The following is an 18,992-nucleotide window of genomic DNA, read 5'->3' on the forward strand; positions in this document are numbered from 1 at the left end:
TCATATTTTATCTGATTGACAGTCTGTTATTTTGTTATCCAATTTAAAACAGACGATCGTTTATGTATTACTGGAAAAAATTAACGGCTGTAGAGCGCCAGCAGCGAATTCAGAAAGCGCTATCCGAGAATGTAAATTTCGCAACAGATACCTCCCTGGGCTATCCGGCATCCAAACTGGACGGAAAAGTATTTTATGATGATGCCCCGTTTTTAAAGGACGCACCCACGCTACAGGCGTTTGTTGCCAATCCGAATCACATTGGCTGCCATACCTACGGAACTTCCGAAAAAGCATTTAAAGGCACTCAGGAAATGGAACGGGAAGTGCTGAATGTTATCGCGGTAGATATCTTTAAAGCGGCTCCGGACAGTTTTGACGGTTATATCGCTCCCGGCGGCACCGAAGCCAATATTCAGGCAATGTGGATTTACCGCAACTATTTTATGCAGGAACTCGGTGCTCAGGCACATGAAATTGCCATACTGGCTTCCGAAGACACCCATTACTCCATCCCGAAAGGGTCTAACTTACTGCTAATCGACTGGTTAAAAGTACCGGTTGGTTTTGAAAACCGTACGGTCGATGCCGCTGCATTGGACGACCTGATCGATATCGCTAAAAATAACGGAAAAAAATATTTTATAGTTGTCGTGAATATGGGAACTACCATGTTCGGTTCGGTGGACAATCCGGAAACTTATATCTCCGTTTTAGAACGCCACAGGGTTCCATTCAGACTTCATATTGACGGGGCTTACGGTGGTTTTGTATACCCGTTTAGCAATCCGGCCAGCACACTCGACTTTAGCCATCCGAAAGTCAGTTCCATCACTATTGACGCCCATAAAATGCTGCAGGCGCCATACGGAACAGGTATTTTTATCTGCCGTAAAGGCCTTATCGGTCAGGTACTCACCAGAGAAGCAGAATATGTGGAAGGTATGGACTTAACCCTTTGCGGAAGCCGTTCCGGTTCCAATGCCATAGCCGTATGGATGATTTTATTCACCTATGGTGCACATGGCTGGCATGAAAAAGTGAGTATCTTACAAATGCGTACCGCCTGGCTGTGTAAAGAACTGGATACACTGGGCATACCGTATTTCCGGGAACCGTTTATGAATATCGTGACCATACAGGCCGCTTATCTGCCGGAAGCAGTTGCCACCCGTTTTAGTCTTGTTCCGCAAAAACACGATGCCTCAAACAAATGGTATAAGGTAGTTGTAATGGATCATGTCACTATCGAACAGTTGAGCGAACTGGTAGTCTGCCTGCAAAAAGAATATGCTACTTTCCTTTAAACTGCTTTAAACGATATACCAATACTAAAAAAGCCCGTAAACATAATGCTTACGGGCTTTTTTTATATTAATAACAGTCCATCAGTAACTGGTTGTGGGACTGGTAATAGCTAACGCTTTTATTGTGGTATTGCTGACAGATGCTTTCCAGCAATTCAAGGATATTCTGCTGCATCGACAGCGAACCGCAAAGCATGATAACACCGCCGTTCTTTAAGGTTGTGGCAACAAACTCTGCATCGCGGGCCAGCAGGTCTTTTACATACTGCTTCTCCCCTTCACGGGAATAGGCTATGTGCAGTTGCTGCAACTGCTGCTCCGCTATATTTTTTTCAATTCCCGATCGGTATAAGGCAAAGGACGTTTCCCCACGGAAACCGCAGTACAAATGACAATCGGTATTATTGGTATTCTCATCGATCATACCTAAAAACGGTGCAATACCCGTTCCGTTAGAGATCATAATAACGGTATTGGCTTTACGGGGAAAATGAAAATGTTCGTTACGCACAATACTCGCATTAAAAGTCGCTCCGGGTTCCAACTGGTATAAATAACCGGAACCCAAACCGTTTTGATGCAGCTTTACGCTCAATTGCACTTCGTTATTTACTTTTCCGATAGAGTATTGTCTTTCGCGGTGATCATTTGCCGGATAAATAGCCAGTAAATCACCGGAAGTGAATTTGACTTTACGCTGAAAACGCAGTCGGATAAAAAAGGCACCGTCTGTATGGGTAACCGCTGTTTTTTCAATAACCGTAAGTTTCTCGGTACGCTTTGGTTTTGTCTGGAACTGCTCCGGTGACCATTCAAAAGGCATAGCCAATTTCTGTGCCCAGAGTGTCGCCCATTGGCGGAATTCCTCCGGCGATTTATCGTTAACGGTATGTATTTCCAGGAACGGTGCTGCCCATTTTTGTAAAGACAGGGCATTGTTTGCTTCAAAGGCAAACTGGCAAAAATCCGGATAGGCATGCGAACCGAAACCAACTACCGAAAATTGTACCGGCTGCTGCTGTGGTTTGCTTTCCAGCAGTTTTATAAACCGGGAAGCATTTGTAGGTGCATTCCCCAAGCCGTAAGTTGCGGTAATCACAATCAGGTGTTCCGCTTTTGGGAAAACCGTATAATTGTTCAGTTCCGTTATATGGGATTTCTTTCCGTTTTTAAGCAGCTGCTGGTGTATCGCATTTGCAAAACGGAATGTACTTCCGTTTTCTGATCCTACCAACAGGATGTATTCACTTTCTTCTTTTTTGTATTTGTTTTTCACGCGATTGCCACGGCGTTTTAACGTAATAACAAACCCGGAATAAATAAAGAAAAGAATGTTTACCGCTGCAATTGCCAATACCACTGCCCAGATGCCACTGGCACGCCCGGTATGCAGCGTAAGGCTCAGATTGGTCAGTACGGTTGTCCGGGAATATGGAATCTCACTCAGTATATCGCCGGTAATCTGGTTGACCACAACTTCGCGGTCTTTTAGTTTCAGCGTATAATAATCCTCCGGATCTTCCGAAAAAGGAAACTCGATGTGCTCCACTTCCGAAAGCAGGGTATTTTTAAAAATGGAAAAATCAGCAAGCTTTTGCTCCGGTTCCGTTTTTATCGCATCAAAATCAATCTCATGACTGATCTTTTGCTCCGGAAACAGTTCAAAGCGAACCAGCGACAAATAGGTTCCTGTAAGCGTAATAATCAGTATCGGGATCAGCGACAAACGCCCCAGCACCACGTGGTAATACTGTGCAAAATCTTCCCTGATAATTTTGGTAAAGAACCGTTTAAGCCCACGCTGGCGCTGTATAACCAGTACGGTACCCGAAGTAGCGATCAGCAGCAGCAAAAAGGCGGTTATACCAATAATAATTCTTCCGGTTTCATGCAGAAAAAGGGAACGGTGTAAAGTTGTCACCCATTGGAAAAAAGCATTTTTTTCGGCTACTTTTCCAATGGCTTTTCCGGTTTTCGGGTCAACGTATATTTCGGCATTTTTACCGTTATCGTCTATCACTTTGGCAATGACAAACTGATTCGCATCCACCGTTACATCGGTTATCTCTGAATGGGATTTTTTTAAAGCGGGTAACATTTCGGCAACCGTGATCTGGTTGAAATCCGCAGCGCGATAAGGCTGTATTTTTTGGGAAACCGGCTCGAATGCCAGTATGATTCCGGTAACGGAAGCCAGTAGTATAAAGAGAAAAGAAGATACAGCCAGGGTTAAGTGGCTGTATCTCCAGATTGAAATGGTCATATTTCTTTTGATTAATTCGGACTAAGACGTACGTAACGGATATAGCCGGTACCGTCATTTTTGCCGGAAACATTTTCCGTGGTAAGCGGGAATTCGATGTCTTTCACTTTGTATTCCTGGTTCTCTACAGCCGTTTCAAATCGCAAGCTGTAACCGGAATTGATTTTGGAATCTTCCAGTTCCAGTACCGTTACGCTGCGTTCTCCTCCGGAAAGGGAAGCGCCTGTAATAGCACTGATGTTACTCGGTTTTTTAGAGTGGAATTTATACCATTCTTTAATATCCTTATACCATTTTTTATCGGATCCCATCACATAAAGTGTTTTTTCATAGGCACCTTTCGGGTCAATCAGCGACACAACAATATAGGCACCTTCACCCGGATAGTTGGTCATCTGAACCATACATTTGTATTTTGTAGAACCGCCTTTCTGCGCCATCATGTTCATTCCGGAGCAAAGTGTCAGCGCCAGTACCAATACTATTTTATAAAGGTTTTTCATTTTTTTATTTTAAAAAGTCAATTGCAATCTTGTTTTTTGTAAGCGCTTCATTTTCGGAAGCTAAATCATAAGCCGTTTCTTTAAACTCGGTAACCGCATCTTTTTTAGCACCCAAAGCCATCAGGTGTTTTAAAATAGTCGCATCCTGAGCCGTCATGGCTGCCTTGTGTAAAGCGGTCATTCCTTCTTTATTCTTAGCATTAACATCCACTTTGTAACGCTCTACTAATTTAATTAAAGATAAATCATTTTTAGCTACAGCCAGATGGTATAATGTATTTCCGTTCTTTTGCGGTGTCGCTACCTTAAATCCTTTTTCTTCCAGTGCTTTCAGTTTTGCTTCAAAAGCTTCTGCTTTTTGCGGATTGTACGACTGGATCAAATAGTAAGCCAGATTGTCTCCGTTAGCATCGGCAACGTTTACATCGGCACCTTTCTGAATTAACAAACGTACCACTTCCGGTGTGTTGCTGCGAACGGCTAAAGCCAAAGCAGATATTCCTTTTTTATTAACCTGGTTGATATTTTTTACGGACGCTGCCAATAGATTAATTACCGCTACATCACTGTTTGCCATAGCTGCATTCATAAAGGCTGTTGTTCCGTCATGGTCTGCCTGGTTGATATCAACACCTTTTTCAATAAAATATTTGATGATGTCTTCCTGTTTGTCTTTACGAACAATGGCATGCAACGCGTTTTGTCCGTTTTTCGAAACTGCCGTAGGTTTGATTTTTAAGCTTTCCAGATACTGGTATAATTCCAGTGTATTGGCAGTACTTCTCGTTCCCTGGCTGGCAAAGATCATGGCATTATCGTTAAAAGTAACCCCTTTTTCAAGTAAGCGTTTTAAAGTTGTAATGTTTCCGGTTCTCGCCGCATAGTTAAAAGCTGTATTCCCGTTTGCATCGGTACTTTTAATATCCAGTCCTTTTCCGATAAAGTAGTTAATCAACGTAAAATCTTTATCGTGTGGTGCGATCAGCAATAAAGCATTCGCGCCATCATGGTCCAGATCCTTTTTAAGATTTGCTCCGTTTTTAAGTGCCAGATCGTATACTTTGGTATTGGACTGACCGTTTGCTGCTGCAAAATTCAGGTATGTATACCCGTGATCGTCCAGTACATTGGTTTTGGCACCTCTGGCTAAAAGGTATTCCATTAAATCCGTATTCCCTCTGTAAGCCGCCCAGAAAATATAGGTACGACCGTCATGCGTCAGCTTGTTAACATCATTTCCTTTTTGTTCCAACAGGAATTTTACGGCATCGTTTGCAGTATCTTCAACTATTGCAAAAACAACCGGATCGAAAGCATTGGCATTAAGCTGTGAAGGGTTGCTCCCTTTTGCTATTTCCGCTTTTATCTGCGTTACATCCGGATTTTTCTTCCAGTACGATCTTTCCAGGAAAACATTATTCTGGGCCTGTAAGGTGAATGATGCGAACGTTATCGAAGCGATAAAGAGCTGTTTCATTGTTATATTCATGACTATTTGATTTAGCATATTTATGGATTACGCCGATTAAAAGCAAAGTAAAATCGTACGGTCGGGCAAAATTAATAAGAATGATTCTAAATAAAAAACTAAATCCCAAATAAATGTTGCGATTTAACGTTCCGGTGGTTCTCCGCAAAACATTGTTGTTTTCACGGCATTCCATAAAAAAAGTGCCTACCTGGTTACAGATAGGCACTTTACATTTACAAAGTTATGTCAGACCTGATAAATGTTCCTTTATTTCCCTGCTAATTTACTGTTGAGCAGCAATTTGATCATTTGATTGAATTTTTGAAGGCTTTCTTCCGAGAAGGCTCCGTCGCCATCGTATATTGCCTTGCGAATTAACGGAACGCTGTACGGCAGCGTCCAGGCGCGCAGTGATTTCGCCACCGCGTCCATATTGTTTATGCCCTGCACCGCATGACCGCCTTCTGCCCAGCAAACCAAACCGATGGTTTTATCGGTTAAATATGGACTGTGCTCTTTGGCACTTACTTCCAGCCAGTCAAGACAGTTTTTCATTACTCCGGTCATCCCGCCATGATACAGCGGTGTCAGCCAGATATGCACATCGGCATTGCGAAACGTATTGGCCATTAGTTCCACCGACTTCGGTACGCCGCTAATCGTAACATCAAAAAGCGGAATTCCCGAATCGGGTAAATTAAACACCGTTACTCCGGCTCCGTTAGCTTCGAAACTTTCTTTAAAATAATCCGCTATTTTATGTGAGGTGGCAGTGGTTCTGCGTTCCAATGCGCCGTTAAATATCAATACATTCATTTGTTTTTACTTTTAATTAATATTTCCGGATCACTTTCGGTAATCCGGGTTCTCCGTACATAAGGCTGGCAACCTTACCGGCTAATACATTCGTTGCTGTGATATAAAGCGCTTCCGGTATGTGTTCACTTGCCCTGAAAGCCACCTTTTCTCCTTCATATCCGGTTAAATCGGCCTGCAACAGCCTGTTTTCCCATAGTTTTATATAATGCTCCTTTTCCGAACCAAATATTACCGAAAAGGCATACGGTTTAAGCCTTGCCGCAACAAGCATATATACCCATTGCGGTACTATGGCATCAACAGAACAGTAAACCGAAACCGCTTTTCCCTGATATGCTTCCCAATCGATTGCTTCCATCGCAATGCGGAATTCTTTTTCGATCAGCGCCAGCTCCTGAAACAGATAGTTTTTGATATCAAAATCAGCAAAAACCACATCCGGTTGGTACTGCAATAAATCCAATCGCAGAATACCCGATGCCGTTACTTTATTTACAATTATTTTATCCGACATGATTTGCGCACATTTAAAGTACTAATTTTTTGTTTGTGATACAAAATTATTAATTTTGCCTAATAAACCAAATAATCACTTTGTTTATTATGGAAATAAAATTGCCGGATAATGAAAAAGCCTTGTGGATCCTGAAAACTCAGGGCTCCCTTCCTTTGAATATAGTAGCAAAAGAACTAAATGTCACCACGGAAGGTGCCCGTTTTCAAATGCTGCGATTAGCCGGTGAAGGTTTGGTTACCGCCACTACCGAATCGAAAGGAAGAGGCAGGCCGCAGCAAATCTGGGCGTTAACCGCTTCCGGTCACGGACGTTTCCCGGACAGGCATGCCGAACTAACGGTAAAATTAATTCAGAAAACAAAGGAAATACTGGGTGAAAGTGCCCTCGATGCCGTTATTGAAGCCTATGGCAAAGAAAGCCGCAGCAAATACCTGCATGCGGTGGAAGGTATCAACGAACTGGAAGACCGGATCAGGATACTGGCACAGATTCGCAACAGCGAAGGTTATATGGCCGGTTACACACAGGAGGAAGACGGTTTTATACTATTCGAAAACCATTGCCCCATTTGCGCTGCCGCAACGATATGCCAGGGATTCTGCAAATCGGAACTGGAAACCTTCCGGGCCATACTTGGCGATACCGTAACGGTTACCCGTATCGATCATGTATTAAGCGGTGCCCAGCGATGTGCGTATAAAATCACCCTATAAATACTTCCGGTTCCCCTTAACAAAGCGTTTTTAAGGCAGCTGCCTGCAATATGATTCCCTGCACTTTTGCACCGCTGTTTTTTTAATACTGTGGTTTACAATTTATTAGTCTTTTTAGCTTACCTTTAATACTAATTAATATTTAGTGACCATGTATTCAGCAGAAATAATCCCGGTTCAAAAGGTACTCACCTTATATTTTGAAGGTATATTTGATGGTGATGTGCAAAAACTGAAAGCAATATTTCACCCCAATGCCATGCTGTTTGGTGACATTGAAGGTCACGTGTTCTATAAATCCTTAGACGATTATTTGGTAACCGTTAAAAACAGAAGAAGTCCTAGCGAATTAGAAGAAAAATTCGAAATGGAAATCATTGGTATAGAAATCATCGGCAATAATGCCATTGCGAAGCTCCATGTCCCGATGCTGGGATACAATTATTACGATTTTCTGTCGCTCTCCAAGATCAACAACGAATGGTTAATTGTCAACAAATTATACACTCATGTAAAACAGTGACAAACGTTTTAAACAATCATAAAAAAACCTGCCCGATTATCGGAGCAGGTTTTTTATTGTAAAATGATTTCGAATTATTTAATGATTAATTTCTGAACAGTAGCCGCATTTCCGGTTGTGATACCAATAAAATAAAATAAAACCCTTTTTCCAATCCGGAAATATCCCGCTTTGGCCTCCCAGAATAACCGGGGTCTGTACCGTTAAATCGAAAACTCCACTGTTACAGACCGATAAATCAGGCCGCTGATGGGCTACCTGCGAAAAAGCGGACATAAAAGAACAGCATACGAATACTAAAAAAAGTAGTTATTACTTCATAAATTACTGATTAAAAGCACGATAAATACAATTATTTTACAATTATCAAAGAAGTTATTTACATCCCAATATCATAATCGCAGTCTTTGAACAATTACCCCGTTCCCAATCTTTAAAACAGTACTAAAACAATAAAATCGTATCTTTGCCGAAAATACAGACTTTATGACCACTTTTGAGCAATTCAATCTTCCAAAATCCCTGCAAAAAGCTATAGACGATTTAGGGTTAACAACACCTACTCCTATTCAGGAAAAATCTTTCCCGGTGATTATGTCAGGACGTGATATGATGGGAATTGCCCAAACCGGTACCGGTAAAACGTTTGCCTATTTACTTCCGATCTTAAAACAATGGAAGTTTTCGCCAACGCATACCCCTAAAGTTGTCATCATTGTTCCTACCCGTGAATTAGTGGTTCAGGTAGCCGAAGAAGTCGAAAAACTAACCCGGTACATGTCGGTTCGGGTTTTGGGTGTTTACGGAGGTGTAAATATCAACACCCAGAAAAAAGCCGTTTATGAAGGAATTGATTTCCTGGTAGCCACTCCGGGACGTTTAATGGACCTGGCTTTAGACAATGTGGTTCGTTTTGACGAAATGCAGAAACTGGTTATTGATGAATTTGATGAGATCCTGAATTTAGGATTCCGCTTCCAGATTACATCCATCCTGGCGATGATGAAACCCAAACGTCAGAATATCCTGTTCTCGGCAACCATGACCGAAGAAGTGGATGAACTTTTGGACGATTATTTTGATTTCCCGGAAGAAGTATCGCTGGCACAATCCGGAACACCTCTGGAAAAGATTAAACAATTAGCTTACCATGTGCCGAACTTCCTGACGAAAGTTAACCTTTTAAAGCATTTACTAACTGCCGATGAAAGCCTGGAACGCATCCTGGTTTTTGTGAATAATAAAAGAGTAGCCGATATTTTAATGGAACATCTGGAAGAAGATTTCCCGGAACAATTTGGCGTTATTCACTCCAATAAATCCCAGAACTATCGTTTGAACACGATGGCAAAATTCCAGGAAGGCGAATTACGCGGTATTGTCACTACCGATATTATGGCGCGTGGATTGGATATTTCCGATATTACCCACGTGATCAACATGCAGTTTTCGGAAGTTCCCGAACAATATATCCACAGAATCGGTCGTACCGGACGTGCAGACAAAGATGGTATTGCCATTAGCATCATCGCGCCGAAAGAAGAAGAATTCCAGGTGGAAGCCGAATTATTAATGGAGCAGGAACTGGAAATGTTACCAATTCCGGAAGGCGTAAAAATTGAAGAGAAAAAACTGGAATTTGAAAAAGAGCAGCAAAAAGTTAAATTCCTGATGAAAAAGGTGAAGCTTGACGGTGGCGGTGCTTTTCATGAAAAAACAGATAAAAACAAAAAAGTAAATCTTGGTGGTCCCGGAAAACGTACTCCGCGAAAAACCAAACCAAGAAACCGCGGGGTGGAAAAAACCAGAGCGGCCAAAAAGAAAAAGAAATAAGCTATCTGTATAGCTTATTTTTTTAAAATTTAATAACGAAAACTTAAATCAGCCTGTAACTACTGTCGAAAACTAAAAAGTAATTACTATTTTTGACAAACATTAAAATAAAATGCAATTCAAACATCCTGAAATTCTGTATTTCCTCTTTCTATTGGTAATACCAATTCTGGTTCATTTGTTTCAATTGCGTCGTTTTAAGAAAGAATACTTCACAAACGTACGTTTCCTAAAAGAACTCAGCATACAAACCCGTAAAAGCTCCCAACTGAAAAAGTGGCTTTTATTGTGTACCCGTTTGTTACTGCTCGCCTGTCTGGTACTGGCTTTTGCTCAGCCTTATTTTGATGCCAAAGACGCTAAAAATACCGGAAATGAAATGATTATCATACTCGATAATTCTTTTTCCATGCAGGCAAAAGGAAACCGGGGCGAACTCTTAAAAAGAGCCGTTCAGGACCTTTTGGAAAACACATCCGACAACCAGCGTTTTTCGCTCGTTACCAATACCGAAGCTTTCTGGGATACCGATATTAAATCCATCCAGAAAGAACTGCAGACATTACCATACAGTTCCACACCGTTCCAACTGGACTTTTTACTAAGTAAAGTGGCCGCTAAAAAACACAACGTTCCGAAAGACATTGTGGTAATCACCGATGCGATTGCTCAGGATGCAAAAAGTGCGGACAAACTGGACGATAAAACACCTGCCTATTTTATCATTCCAAAAGCGGAAAACAAAACCAACGTTAGCATTGATAAGGTTTCAATCAGCCAGCATCTGGATAACTTTTATGAAATTAAAGTAGACGTAACCGCTTACGGTAACTATGAAAACGAATTACCGATGGCTGTTTATAACGGAAAAAACCTGACAGCTAAAACGGTTGTAAAATTCGATACTGCTCAAAAATCGGTTCACTTTACACTGCCTAAAAAGGATTTTCACGGGTATGTTGCCATTGAAGACAACAGTCTGAACTATGACAATACCTATTATTTCAGCATTTCCAAACCGGAAAAATCGAATGTGATCGCTATAGGCGAAAATGCTAAAAATGCATTCCTGTCCCGAATTTATACTGCAGATGAGTTTAATTACAAAAGCGAGGAACTGAACAGTGTAGATTACAACGCACTGGACAAACAGGATGCCATTATCCTGAACGAACTAAAAGACATTCCGCAGTCGTTACAAACCACCTTAAAAGCTTTTTACGATAAAGGCGGTAATATTGTCCTGATTCCTGCTGCTGACGGTTCGGCACAAAACCTGACCACTTTCTTAGGGAATTTCGGAGGACTGAAAATGAATCCGCTGCAAACGGCCGAAAAACAAATTACCAAAATCGCTTTCAGCCATCCGCTATACCAAACTGTTTTTGAAAAGAAAACCGATAATTTCCAATACCCGAAGGTTAACAGCTCTTTCGGACTGGGCGGAAATCCGGCAGCGATACTCAGCTATGACGACCAGACACCGTTCCTGGGCTCACAGACCAACAAAATCGGAACCCTGTACCTGTTTAGCGCTCCTATCAACAAAACAAACAGTAATTTCCAGAATTCCCCGCTGATTGTGCCTACTTTTTACAATATGGCGCAAAACAATCAGAAATCCGGTATTACGGAATTTACCATCGGCGACAATAAAAGCATGATCCTGGATGTTTTATTATCCAAGGACGAAGTGGTAACCGTACAGAATGAAACTTCGGATTTTATCCCGATGCAGCAAATCCTGAACAATAAAATAAAACTGTCCTTTGGCGACTATCCGGAACAATCCGGCAATTACAGCCTGACCAAAAACAAAACGGTTTTAAAAAATATCAGCTTTAATCATGCCCGTACCGAAAGTGATCTGAGCTTACAAAACGACAACTTATTCGATAAATATACCAAAGTGGATTCTATTGCTACTGTTTTTAACGATATCCATTCGACAAGAACAGCCAGCGAAGCCTGGAAGTATTTTATCATCGCAACACTACTATTTTTATTATTAGAACTACTGATCCAAAAATTCGTAAAATGAATGTAATTCTTAAACACGCAACAATTATCGATACCGAAAGTCCGTTTCACAATCAGACGGCGGACATTAAAATTATTGACGGAATTATAAAAACGATCGGACAGAACCTGTCCAATGAAGAAAACGCAACGATAATCGAACGGGATAATCTTCATGTTTCCCAAGGCTGGTTTGACAGCTCTGTTTCCCTGGGAGAACCGGGTTATGAAGAAAGAGAAACCATTGCCAACGGACTTCAGGTTGCCGCAAAAAGCGGATTTACCAATATTGCCTTACAACCGAACGCCGCTCCTGTTATCGATAACCAGACAGAAGTGAGCTTCGTACTTCATAAATCCGGAAAAGCAGCTACACAGCTGCATCCGATTGGTGCGTTAACCAAAAACAGCGAAGGTAAAGACCTGGCGGAACTGTTTGACATGACCAATGCCGGAGCCGTTGCTTTTGGCGATTATAACAAAAGTCTTGACAATGCCAACCTGTTAAAGATAGGCTTACAATATGTACAGGATTTCGACGGACTGGTGATTACCTATTGTCAGGATGAAAAAATAAAAGGGAACGGTGTTGTTCACGAAGGGATTGCCAGTACCAAACTGGGATTAAAAGGAATTCCGGGACTTGCCGAAGAAATTCAGATTGCCCGCAACCTGTTTCTTTTGGAATATACCGGAGGGAAACTGCATATCCCGACAATATCTACGGCAAAATCCGTAACTTTAATCAGAGAAGCAAAAGCAAAAGGATTAAACGTTACCTGCAGCGTAGCGGTACACCATCTGGTTTTAACCGATGAAACCTTAAACAATTTCGATACCCGCTATAAAGTAACGCCGCCTTTGCGTGATGAGAACGAAAGAAAAGCGCTTATCGCCGGTGTACTGGACGGAACGATCGACATGATAACAACCGATCACAATCCGCTCGATATCGAACATAAAAAAATGGAATTTGACAATGCCAAAAACGGAACCATCGGACTGGAAAGTGCTTTTGGAGCCTTACTAACCGTATTGCCGGCGGATGTTATCGTCGCAAAACTGACAGCCGGAAAAAGCATTTTCAAGATCGATAAACAAGCGATTAAAGAAGGCAACAAAGCTTCAATAAGTTTGTTTAACACCGAAGGCAGCTGGAAATTTTCGAAAGAAGACATTCTTTCCAAATCAAAAAATTCCGCATTCTTAGGTCAGCCTATGAAAGGGAAAGCCTATGGTATTTACAATCAGGGAATTTTAATTTTAAACGAATAAGCTATGAACAATACTGTCGAACAAGGTAAAACAACCGCGATTATTGGCTATATCACAATAATTGGAACCATTATTGCCATTTTTATGAATATGGAAACGAAAAACCCGTTTGCCGGTTTTCATATCCGCCAGGCCTTTGGAATTCATCTTTCATTTTATGTTTTGGCTTATTTTGTGGGTTATGCCGACAGTTGGATGGTTTCTTCTGCTTTCTTCATTTTCTTCTTTGTACTATGGGCTTACGGATTGGTTGGCGCTTTACAGAACGAAATGAAAACAATCCCTATTCTTGGGGAATATTTCCAAAAATGGTTTAAAAATTTAGCATAAAATGAATTTATCCTTATTTCATCTCGTTAGAGAACCCAAAATAAAATCAGATAAAAATCCGTTGCTGCTGCTGCTTCATGGTTATGGCAGTAATGAAGAGGATCTGTTCTCTTTTGCATCCGAATTGCCGGAAGAATATTTCGTGGTTTCCGCCCGTGCACCACACCCGATGCCGCCTTATGGCAACGCCTGGTACAGCATTCATTTTGATGCGGATGCAAACAAGTTTTCAGACGATGAAGAAGCGGTGGAATCCCGCGAGCTGATCGTTACCTTTATTGATGAATTACTGGAAAATTACCCGATAGATAAAGATAAGATTACGTTAATCGGTTTTAGCCAGGGCGCTATTTTAAGTTATGCAGCAGCCTTGTCTAACCCCGAAAAGATACAGCGCGTAGTGGCTTTGAGCGGTTATGTGAATCCGGATATTATTGCTCCCGATTTTCAGACTAAAGCGATCTCCAGGCTGAAATTCTTTATTTCACACGGAACAGTCGATCAGGTTATTCCTGTGGACTGGGCCCGGAAAGCTCCGGAGTTCTTAAAAGCACTCGGACTGGATGTTGTTTATAAAGAATATCCTGTGGGACATGGTGTTGCACCGCAGAATTTTTACGATTTCAAAACCTGGTTACAACAATAATAAAAAAGCCCTGAAAATTTCAGGGCTTTTTTATTGCGTATTTGTTATTGCTCCGGATTATCACTTCCGGTTACCGCTTTTTCTTCTGTCAATGCGCCTTTGTATTTCATCACACCGTTTACTTTCAGCGATAAGCCGCCATCGGTTTCCAATGTCCACTCGCCGCCATGATACGGTTTCCCTTCTTTCTCTCTGGTCATAATAACCGATTCCTTTTTTTCCGGCAAGAACAATTCGGCTCTGTCACCGTCTTTTTCAAAAGTTACAAAACTGCTGATGATCGGTTCTTCAATTTCTTCTTCGGTATCCACCGGGGTTTCTTTTACCGGATTCATGCGAAATCCTTCTTCAAAGACACGGATACAGTCTTTTTTAAGAATGGACCATCTGTAACCGGCAGACCCCACGCATCCGTGTTCGTCTTTATCGGTTCCTAATACCATTTGTTTGGGGTTTACAACCACCTCATCTTCGCTGTCATGCTTTTTCATAATGAGATCACACGAAACGAAAAAGAAACTGAATGCAATTAATGGGATTATCTTTTTCATTTATAATTTTTTTTCGTCCTGAAAATAGTTGGGTCAACTGCTTTAAACCGCCTCTCCTTTCAAAGTTGCGAAAGCAGAAACAATGCAGTTATAAAAATATAAAATAATTGTTTTATTTTACCGTATTCGAAAACAAAATTGCATCGATTCTTTCAAAATCTGTAGGCTTGTCTTCGTTGTGAAAATACTTTAACAGTACTTCTCCCCGCACCGCACCGCTATAAAAGTCGGCTATAATCCAACGGTGATTCAGGATTTTTATTTTACTGATGATAAACTTTTTTCCATCAATCGGTTCATACGGAATCATGGCATTTCCGGTTTTGGCATCGTTTAAAGTAACCAGATCCTCTTTTACCTTAGCGGCTACTTTCATCACATCATAACGGGAAAAATACTCCTGTGCATCATCGTCATATTCCAATGAGAAATAATCACTGTCATTTTTTTCAACAAGAATCGTATTAATGGAATCGCGTACTTTATCGATTCTTAACTTGGCAGTATCCAGTTCTTTCTGCTGCGTTTTCAATATCTTATTGGAATTCATGTATTGAAAAACATTAAACAATAAGGATAAAATAAAGAGATAGAGTATTGCTTTTTTCATAGTATTAAATTGTAATTTCTAAATTATCGTAAGCCAAAAATACGTTTTTCGGCAGTTTTTCCTGCACTTCTCCGTGAAATCCCATATGATGGCTGATGTGGGTCAGATAGGCACGTTCCGGCTGAATATGGCTGATAAACGCCAGAGCTTCTTCCAGATTAAAATGGGAAATGTGTGGTTCCACCCGTAGGGCATTCACCACAAGCACCTTTACTCCTTTGAGTTTTTCCACTTCTGCAGCGTCAATGGTTTTCACATCGGTCAGATAGGCAAAATCGTCTATGCGGTAACCAAATACCTGCAAGTCGCCATGCCATACATTTATCGGGATCACCGTTTTACCGCCCAGAACAAAAGGCACATCGTTTTTCACTTCGCTAACAGCCACAGAAGGCGCGCCGGGATAGCGGTTCTCGGTCTCAAAAATATAGTCAAATCGTCTTTTAAGGCTTGCTATCACCCGTTCGTGTGCATATACAGGCATGGGACCCTGCCGGAAATTATAAGGCCGGATATCGTCCAGACCGGCTGTATGATCGGCATGTTCATGCGTAAACAGTATCCCGTCCAGCTTAGTACATTTAGCCGTGAGCATCTGCTGCCTGAAATCCGGTCCGCAATCAATTACAACATTATGATCTTCCCAACGCATTAAAACGGATACCCGCAATCGTTTATCTCTCGGATCATCACTCAGACAAACGGGATGATCGCTTCCGATAATAGGGATTCCCTGTGAAGTTCCTGTTCCCAAAAAATATACTTTCAAAGTGGTCTTCTTTTTTACAAAAATAAGAATCTGTCTCCTAAATCCCTATACAATAAAGCTAATAAAAACGAACAAATAATAGTTTAGAAACGATTTGAATACCATTTAACCACTGACGCTCTTTCCCGTTTCCGCAAAAGCCTTAATTCCTTATGAACGGAAGAAATTACCAGACAACGGAAACCGGCAGATAAAACACGTTACAAACTCCCCAATCCCTTTTTCAAAGAACCAATGTTAGCCTGAGCGCCTTTTTAGCATTGCTTCCATCAATAGTCATCAGCTTTTTTTAAGACCTCTTCCCAATATCAGACACCGTTTTTTACACCTGAATCGAAAAAAAACAAAAACAGACACTGCAATTTATCTCTTTACAAAATAAGCACAAATCGCACCAGTTATAAAATTAAAAAACTACAAATAAACCTAACAAAAAATATAAATATATCACTCAGAGCCATTGTTTTACACTCTTTCATAACAGGCCATCTGTCATAGATTGCAGTACCTGATTTACAATACGGAAGCTTCAATTTCTTTATTTATAAACATAATTTAAACATTATCAAAACATTAAAAACAAACCACATTACTTGCATATCAATTGTTTTTTAATAATTTCGCAAAGCTGAGAAAAAATAATACTAACCTTTAACCAATGTCAATGAAAAAAGTTTTACTAGGACTAATTGCGATCACACTACTTACTTTGGGTAGCTGTGACAAAAAAGATTGGAATGAAGATCAAAACAGCCAATCCAAAACAAACACCACATTAGGTCAGCGGCTTCCGGACGGCTCAACACAGCTTGAGAATCCCTATTCCGTAACAAACATGCTCAGAGCATACGCCGATCTGTTAACAGAAGGAGATATTGACCGTGCAAAAGAAATGTCCGGCATTACAACCACCCACTATTACGTAAAATTCATGCCGCAAAATGAGGACATGATGGATCTTTTAAAGCAGGACAGTACTATTGTCATGTACACTTTCCCGCTTGATGTTGCTTTCCCGGAAGGATACGATTTAGATTCTTACCGCGATGAAGGCGTTGCAGAGGACCAGCCGGGTTATCGCTATGCTTCCATTCCGGTGAACAAACCGATGCCGGAAGTGGAACACCAGATCCTGGATGAGCTTTTTATCCCGGATGAAGAAAAAATCGCCGATATCAAAGAAGGAAATCCGCCAACACCGGTAGTATTACACGGAATAACGCCCGAAGAACTTGTGGAACGTTCTTTAGTATTAACCGGTAACGATCATGAAGAAGAAAATATCGGAGTTGCTGCACGAAGCAGCTGGAGACCGGCAGGACGAATCACGATGTATGACGACAAATTAGGAACCATTGGTGTTGAAGGACTAAAAGTATGTGCCAGAAGATGGTTCACTACACATACCGGTTTTGTAGACGCAAACGGTTACTACAGCTGCGACGGAACATTCAAACGTCCGGCAAATTACAGCTACGACTACGAAAGATATGATTTCCAGATCCGCAAAGGATGGTTGTTTTCTACAGCTAAATTAGACGGTCCTAAAAAAACCGGAAACTGGGATGTTCACCACGTAGCAACCAGCATTCACAGCTACTATTCAACGATATTCCGCGCTGCTCATCATTACTACTACAAAAATATTTTAGGCTTAAGAAGACCGCCGCAAAATGGTTTCTGGAAAACACAGCTAAAAATCAAAGCGGTAAATGAAACCAACAGCGATTATGACGGAAACGCATCACCGGCAAGACGATTTTTAGGACTGGGCAGCCATATCCATATCTTTAATCCTCAAAATCCAAGATACCGTACTTACGCAACAACCATACACGAACTGGGGCACGCTTCACACTGGAGCATGAGCAGCGGCAGCAACTTTAAAAATTCGGATAAGATTGTTGTGGAAACATGGGCACGCGGTGTTGAATGGAGCCTTACCCGAATGGTGTACACCGATTATGAATCATCCTACAACAGATTACGTTATACCGGAATGGTACAGGATGCCATTGACGGATTCAAAACAAGAAGCTGCACCTGGTATTTTACCGATGCAAACCCCTGGAATGTTTTACCAAAATCGTATCAGGACAAAGTTTCCGGATATACCATCAGACAAATTGAAGATGCTTTGCAAAACCAGAAAACCTGGGATGCCTGGAAAAACAGTATCATAACGAAATTTAACAATCCAACAGAAAGCAATCTTGAAGCTACTTTTAGTTTCTGGAACATGCAATAACAATACCGTTCCCTCCTGTTTATAAAAATCCGGGAGAACCCTAAATTAAGAAAATGAGAAACCGGTCAGTTATATCACTTTTACTGTTGTTGATTATCATGTTTTCAGTGATTTTTTGCAGTAAAATAGTAGACGAAACTTTTATTGAAAAATACACGTATATCAACAAAAGCAGACATGATATCACGATAAAAAGTTATAAATCGGCCAAAGAATACACCTTTCCGTTAGCAAAGGAAAATTCTCTGACGCAGCAAATAAATCTTATGTTCGGAAGTGCCAGCGATATCATTAGTTTATCCGATTCCGTGACAATAATCTTTGATAACAAAAAGATTCAGCACTTCACCACAAATACCGCGAGCATACGGAATTTTCTGAATCCTAAAAATTTCATTTTATTACTGGAAACAAAAAACAGCAGGGAATACAAATTTATCTTTATCGAAGAAGATTACAATAATGCTGTTGATTTACAGCAGCATAACAAATAACACTTTCAATGCCGGTTTAAAACCGGCATTGTTTTTTACAGCTCTCTATCAAACAATTAAAGCACAACCGCCCTGCTTCAATTGGCATTTTTTGCTTTTTA

18 protein-coding genes are annotated in these 18,992 nt (G+C 41.0%); 10 read left to right on the forward strand and 8 right to left on the reverse strand.

Features of this window, described 5'->3' with window-relative positions:
* Positions 1-62 precede the first annotated feature (62 nt).
* Positions 63-1,307, forward strand: coding sequence for a pyridoxal phosphate-dependent decarboxylase family protein (locus BGO42_RS14250; RefSeq protein WP_273244648.1), 1,245 nt, complete (start codon positions 63-65; stop codon positions 1,305-1,307).
* A 67-nt stretch (positions 1,308-1,374) separates the two neighbouring features.
* On the opposite strand, the gene BGO42_RS14255 is transcribed toward BGO42_RS14250, so the two are convergent.
* From BGO42_RS14255 to BGO42_RS14275, 5 genes are all read right to left on the reverse strand, one after another.
* Positions 1,375-3,570 (reverse strand): PepSY domain-containing protein, encoded by a 2,196-nt coding sequence (locus tag BGO42_RS14255; RefSeq protein ID WP_273244646.1) that lies wholly within the window; start codon positions 3,568-3,570, stop codon positions 1,375-1,377.
* A gap of 11 nt (positions 3,571-3,581) precedes the next feature.
* Entirely contained in the window at positions 3,582-4,073 is a 492-nt protein-coding gene (locus BGO42_RS14260; protein WP_177733808.1) for a DUF2271 domain-containing protein, read from the reverse strand.
* A gap of 4 nt (positions 4,074-4,077) precedes the next feature.
* Positions 4,078-5,562 carry an ankyrin repeat domain-containing protein gene (locus BGO42_RS14265; protein WP_273244643.1) on the reverse strand — a complete coding sequence of 495 codons (1,485 nt, stop codon included), beginning with the start codon at positions 5,560-5,562 and terminating at the stop codon, positions 4,078-4,080.
* Between the two features lie 249 nt (positions 5,563-5,811).
* On the reverse strand, positions 5,812-6,360 hold the full coding sequence (locus BGO42_RS14270; protein WP_177733807.1) for an NADPH-dependent FMN reductase: 549 nt from the start codon (positions 6,358-6,360) through the stop codon (positions 5,812-5,814).
* A gap of 16 nt (positions 6,361-6,376) precedes the next feature.
* Positions 6,377-6,877 carry a DUF2480 family protein gene (locus tag BGO42_RS14275; RefSeq protein WP_273244641.1) on the reverse strand — a complete coding sequence of 167 codons (501 nt, stop codon included), beginning with the start codon at positions 6,875-6,877 and terminating at the stop codon, positions 6,377-6,379.
* A gap of 89 nt (positions 6,878-6,966) precedes the next feature.
* Here BGO42_RS14275 and BGO42_RS14280 point away from each other — a divergent pair, with 89 nt between their 5' ends.
* The 7 genes from BGO42_RS14280 (at position 6,967) to BGO42_RS14310 (ending at position 14,219) form a co-directional block, all read left to right on the forward strand.
* On the forward strand, positions 6,967-7,593 hold the full coding sequence (locus BGO42_RS14280; protein WP_273244639.1) for a helix-turn-helix transcriptional regulator: 627 nt from the start codon (positions 6,967-6,969) through the stop codon (positions 7,591-7,593).
* 151 nt (positions 7,594-7,744) lie between these two features.
* Positions 7,745-8,116 (forward strand): nuclear transport factor 2 family protein, encoded by a 372-nt coding sequence (locus BGO42_RS14285; RefSeq protein WP_177733804.1) that lies wholly within the window; start codon positions 7,745-7,747, stop codon positions 8,114-8,116.
* A 486-nt stretch (positions 8,117-8,602) separates the two neighbouring features.
* Positions 8,603-9,949 carry a DEAD/DEAH box helicase gene (locus BGO42_RS14290; protein WP_177733803.1) on the forward strand — a complete coding sequence of 449 codons (1,347 nt, stop codon included), beginning with the start codon at positions 8,603-8,605 and terminating at the stop codon, positions 9,947-9,949.
* A 112-nt stretch (positions 9,950-10,061) separates the two neighbouring features.
* A complete protein-coding gene (locus tag BGO42_RS14295; RefSeq protein WP_273244636.1) occupies positions 10,062-11,990 on the forward strand; it encodes a vWA domain-containing protein in 1,929 nt (642 codons plus the stop codon).
* Complete coding sequence (locus BGO42_RS14300) at positions 11,987-13,243, forward strand: dihydroorotase (RefSeq protein WP_273244634.1); 1,257 nt, start codon at positions 11,987-11,989, stop codon at positions 13,241-13,243. The genes BGO42_RS14295 and BGO42_RS14300 overlap by 4 nt, the downstream gene beginning before the upstream one ends.
* A gap of 3 nt (positions 13,244-13,246) precedes the next feature.
* A complete protein-coding gene (locus BGO42_RS14305) occupies positions 13,247-13,573 on the forward strand; it encodes a hypothetical protein (RefSeq protein ID WP_177733800.1) in 327 nt (108 codons plus the stop codon).
* Between the two features lies 1 nt (position 13,574).
* Complete coding sequence (locus tag BGO42_RS14310) at positions 13,575-14,219, forward strand: alpha/beta hydrolase (protein ID WP_177733799.1); 645 nt, start codon at positions 13,575-13,577, stop codon at positions 14,217-14,219.
* 44 nt (positions 14,220-14,263) lie between these two features.
* Here BGO42_RS14310 and BGO42_RS14315 read toward each other — a convergent pair whose 3' ends face one another.
* The 3 genes from BGO42_RS14315 to BGO42_RS14325 form a co-directional block, all read right to left on the reverse strand.
* Positions 14,264-14,770 carry a hypothetical protein gene (locus tag BGO42_RS14315; RefSeq protein ID WP_177733798.1) on the reverse strand — a complete coding sequence of 169 codons (507 nt, stop codon included), beginning with the start codon at positions 14,768-14,770 and terminating at the stop codon, positions 14,264-14,266.
* A 112-nt stretch (positions 14,771-14,882) separates the two neighbouring features.
* Positions 14,883-15,380: a hydrolase gene (locus BGO42_RS14320; protein ID WP_177733797.1), complete on the reverse strand. Its 498-nt coding sequence runs from the start codon at positions 15,378-15,380 to the stop codon at positions 14,883-14,885.
* A 4-nt stretch (positions 15,381-15,384) separates the two neighbouring features.
* Positions 15,385-16,149 carry an MBL fold metallo-hydrolase gene (locus BGO42_RS14325; protein WP_273244630.1) on the reverse strand — a complete coding sequence of 255 codons (765 nt, stop codon included), beginning with the start codon at positions 16,147-16,149 and terminating at the stop codon, positions 15,385-15,387.
* 664 nt (positions 16,150-16,813) lie between these two features.
* Here BGO42_RS14325 and BGO42_RS14330 point away from each other — a divergent pair.
* On the forward strand, positions 16,814-18,397 hold the full coding sequence (locus BGO42_RS14330) for a hypothetical protein (RefSeq protein ID WP_273244628.1): 1,584 nt from the start codon (positions 16,814-16,816) through the stop codon (positions 18,395-18,397).
* Between the two features lie 53 nt (positions 18,398-18,450).
* A complete protein-coding gene (locus tag BGO42_RS14335; protein ID WP_273244626.1) occupies positions 18,451-18,891 on the forward strand; it encodes a hypothetical protein in 441 nt (146 codons plus the stop codon).
* The last annotated feature ends 101 nt before the right edge of the window (positions 18,892-18,992 follow it).

The sequence above is a fragment of the Flavobacterium sp. 40-81 genome (assembly GCF_001898245.1).
GTDB lineage: Bacteria > Bacteroidota > Bacteroidia > Flavobacteriales > Flavobacteriaceae > Flavobacterium > Flavobacterium inviolabile.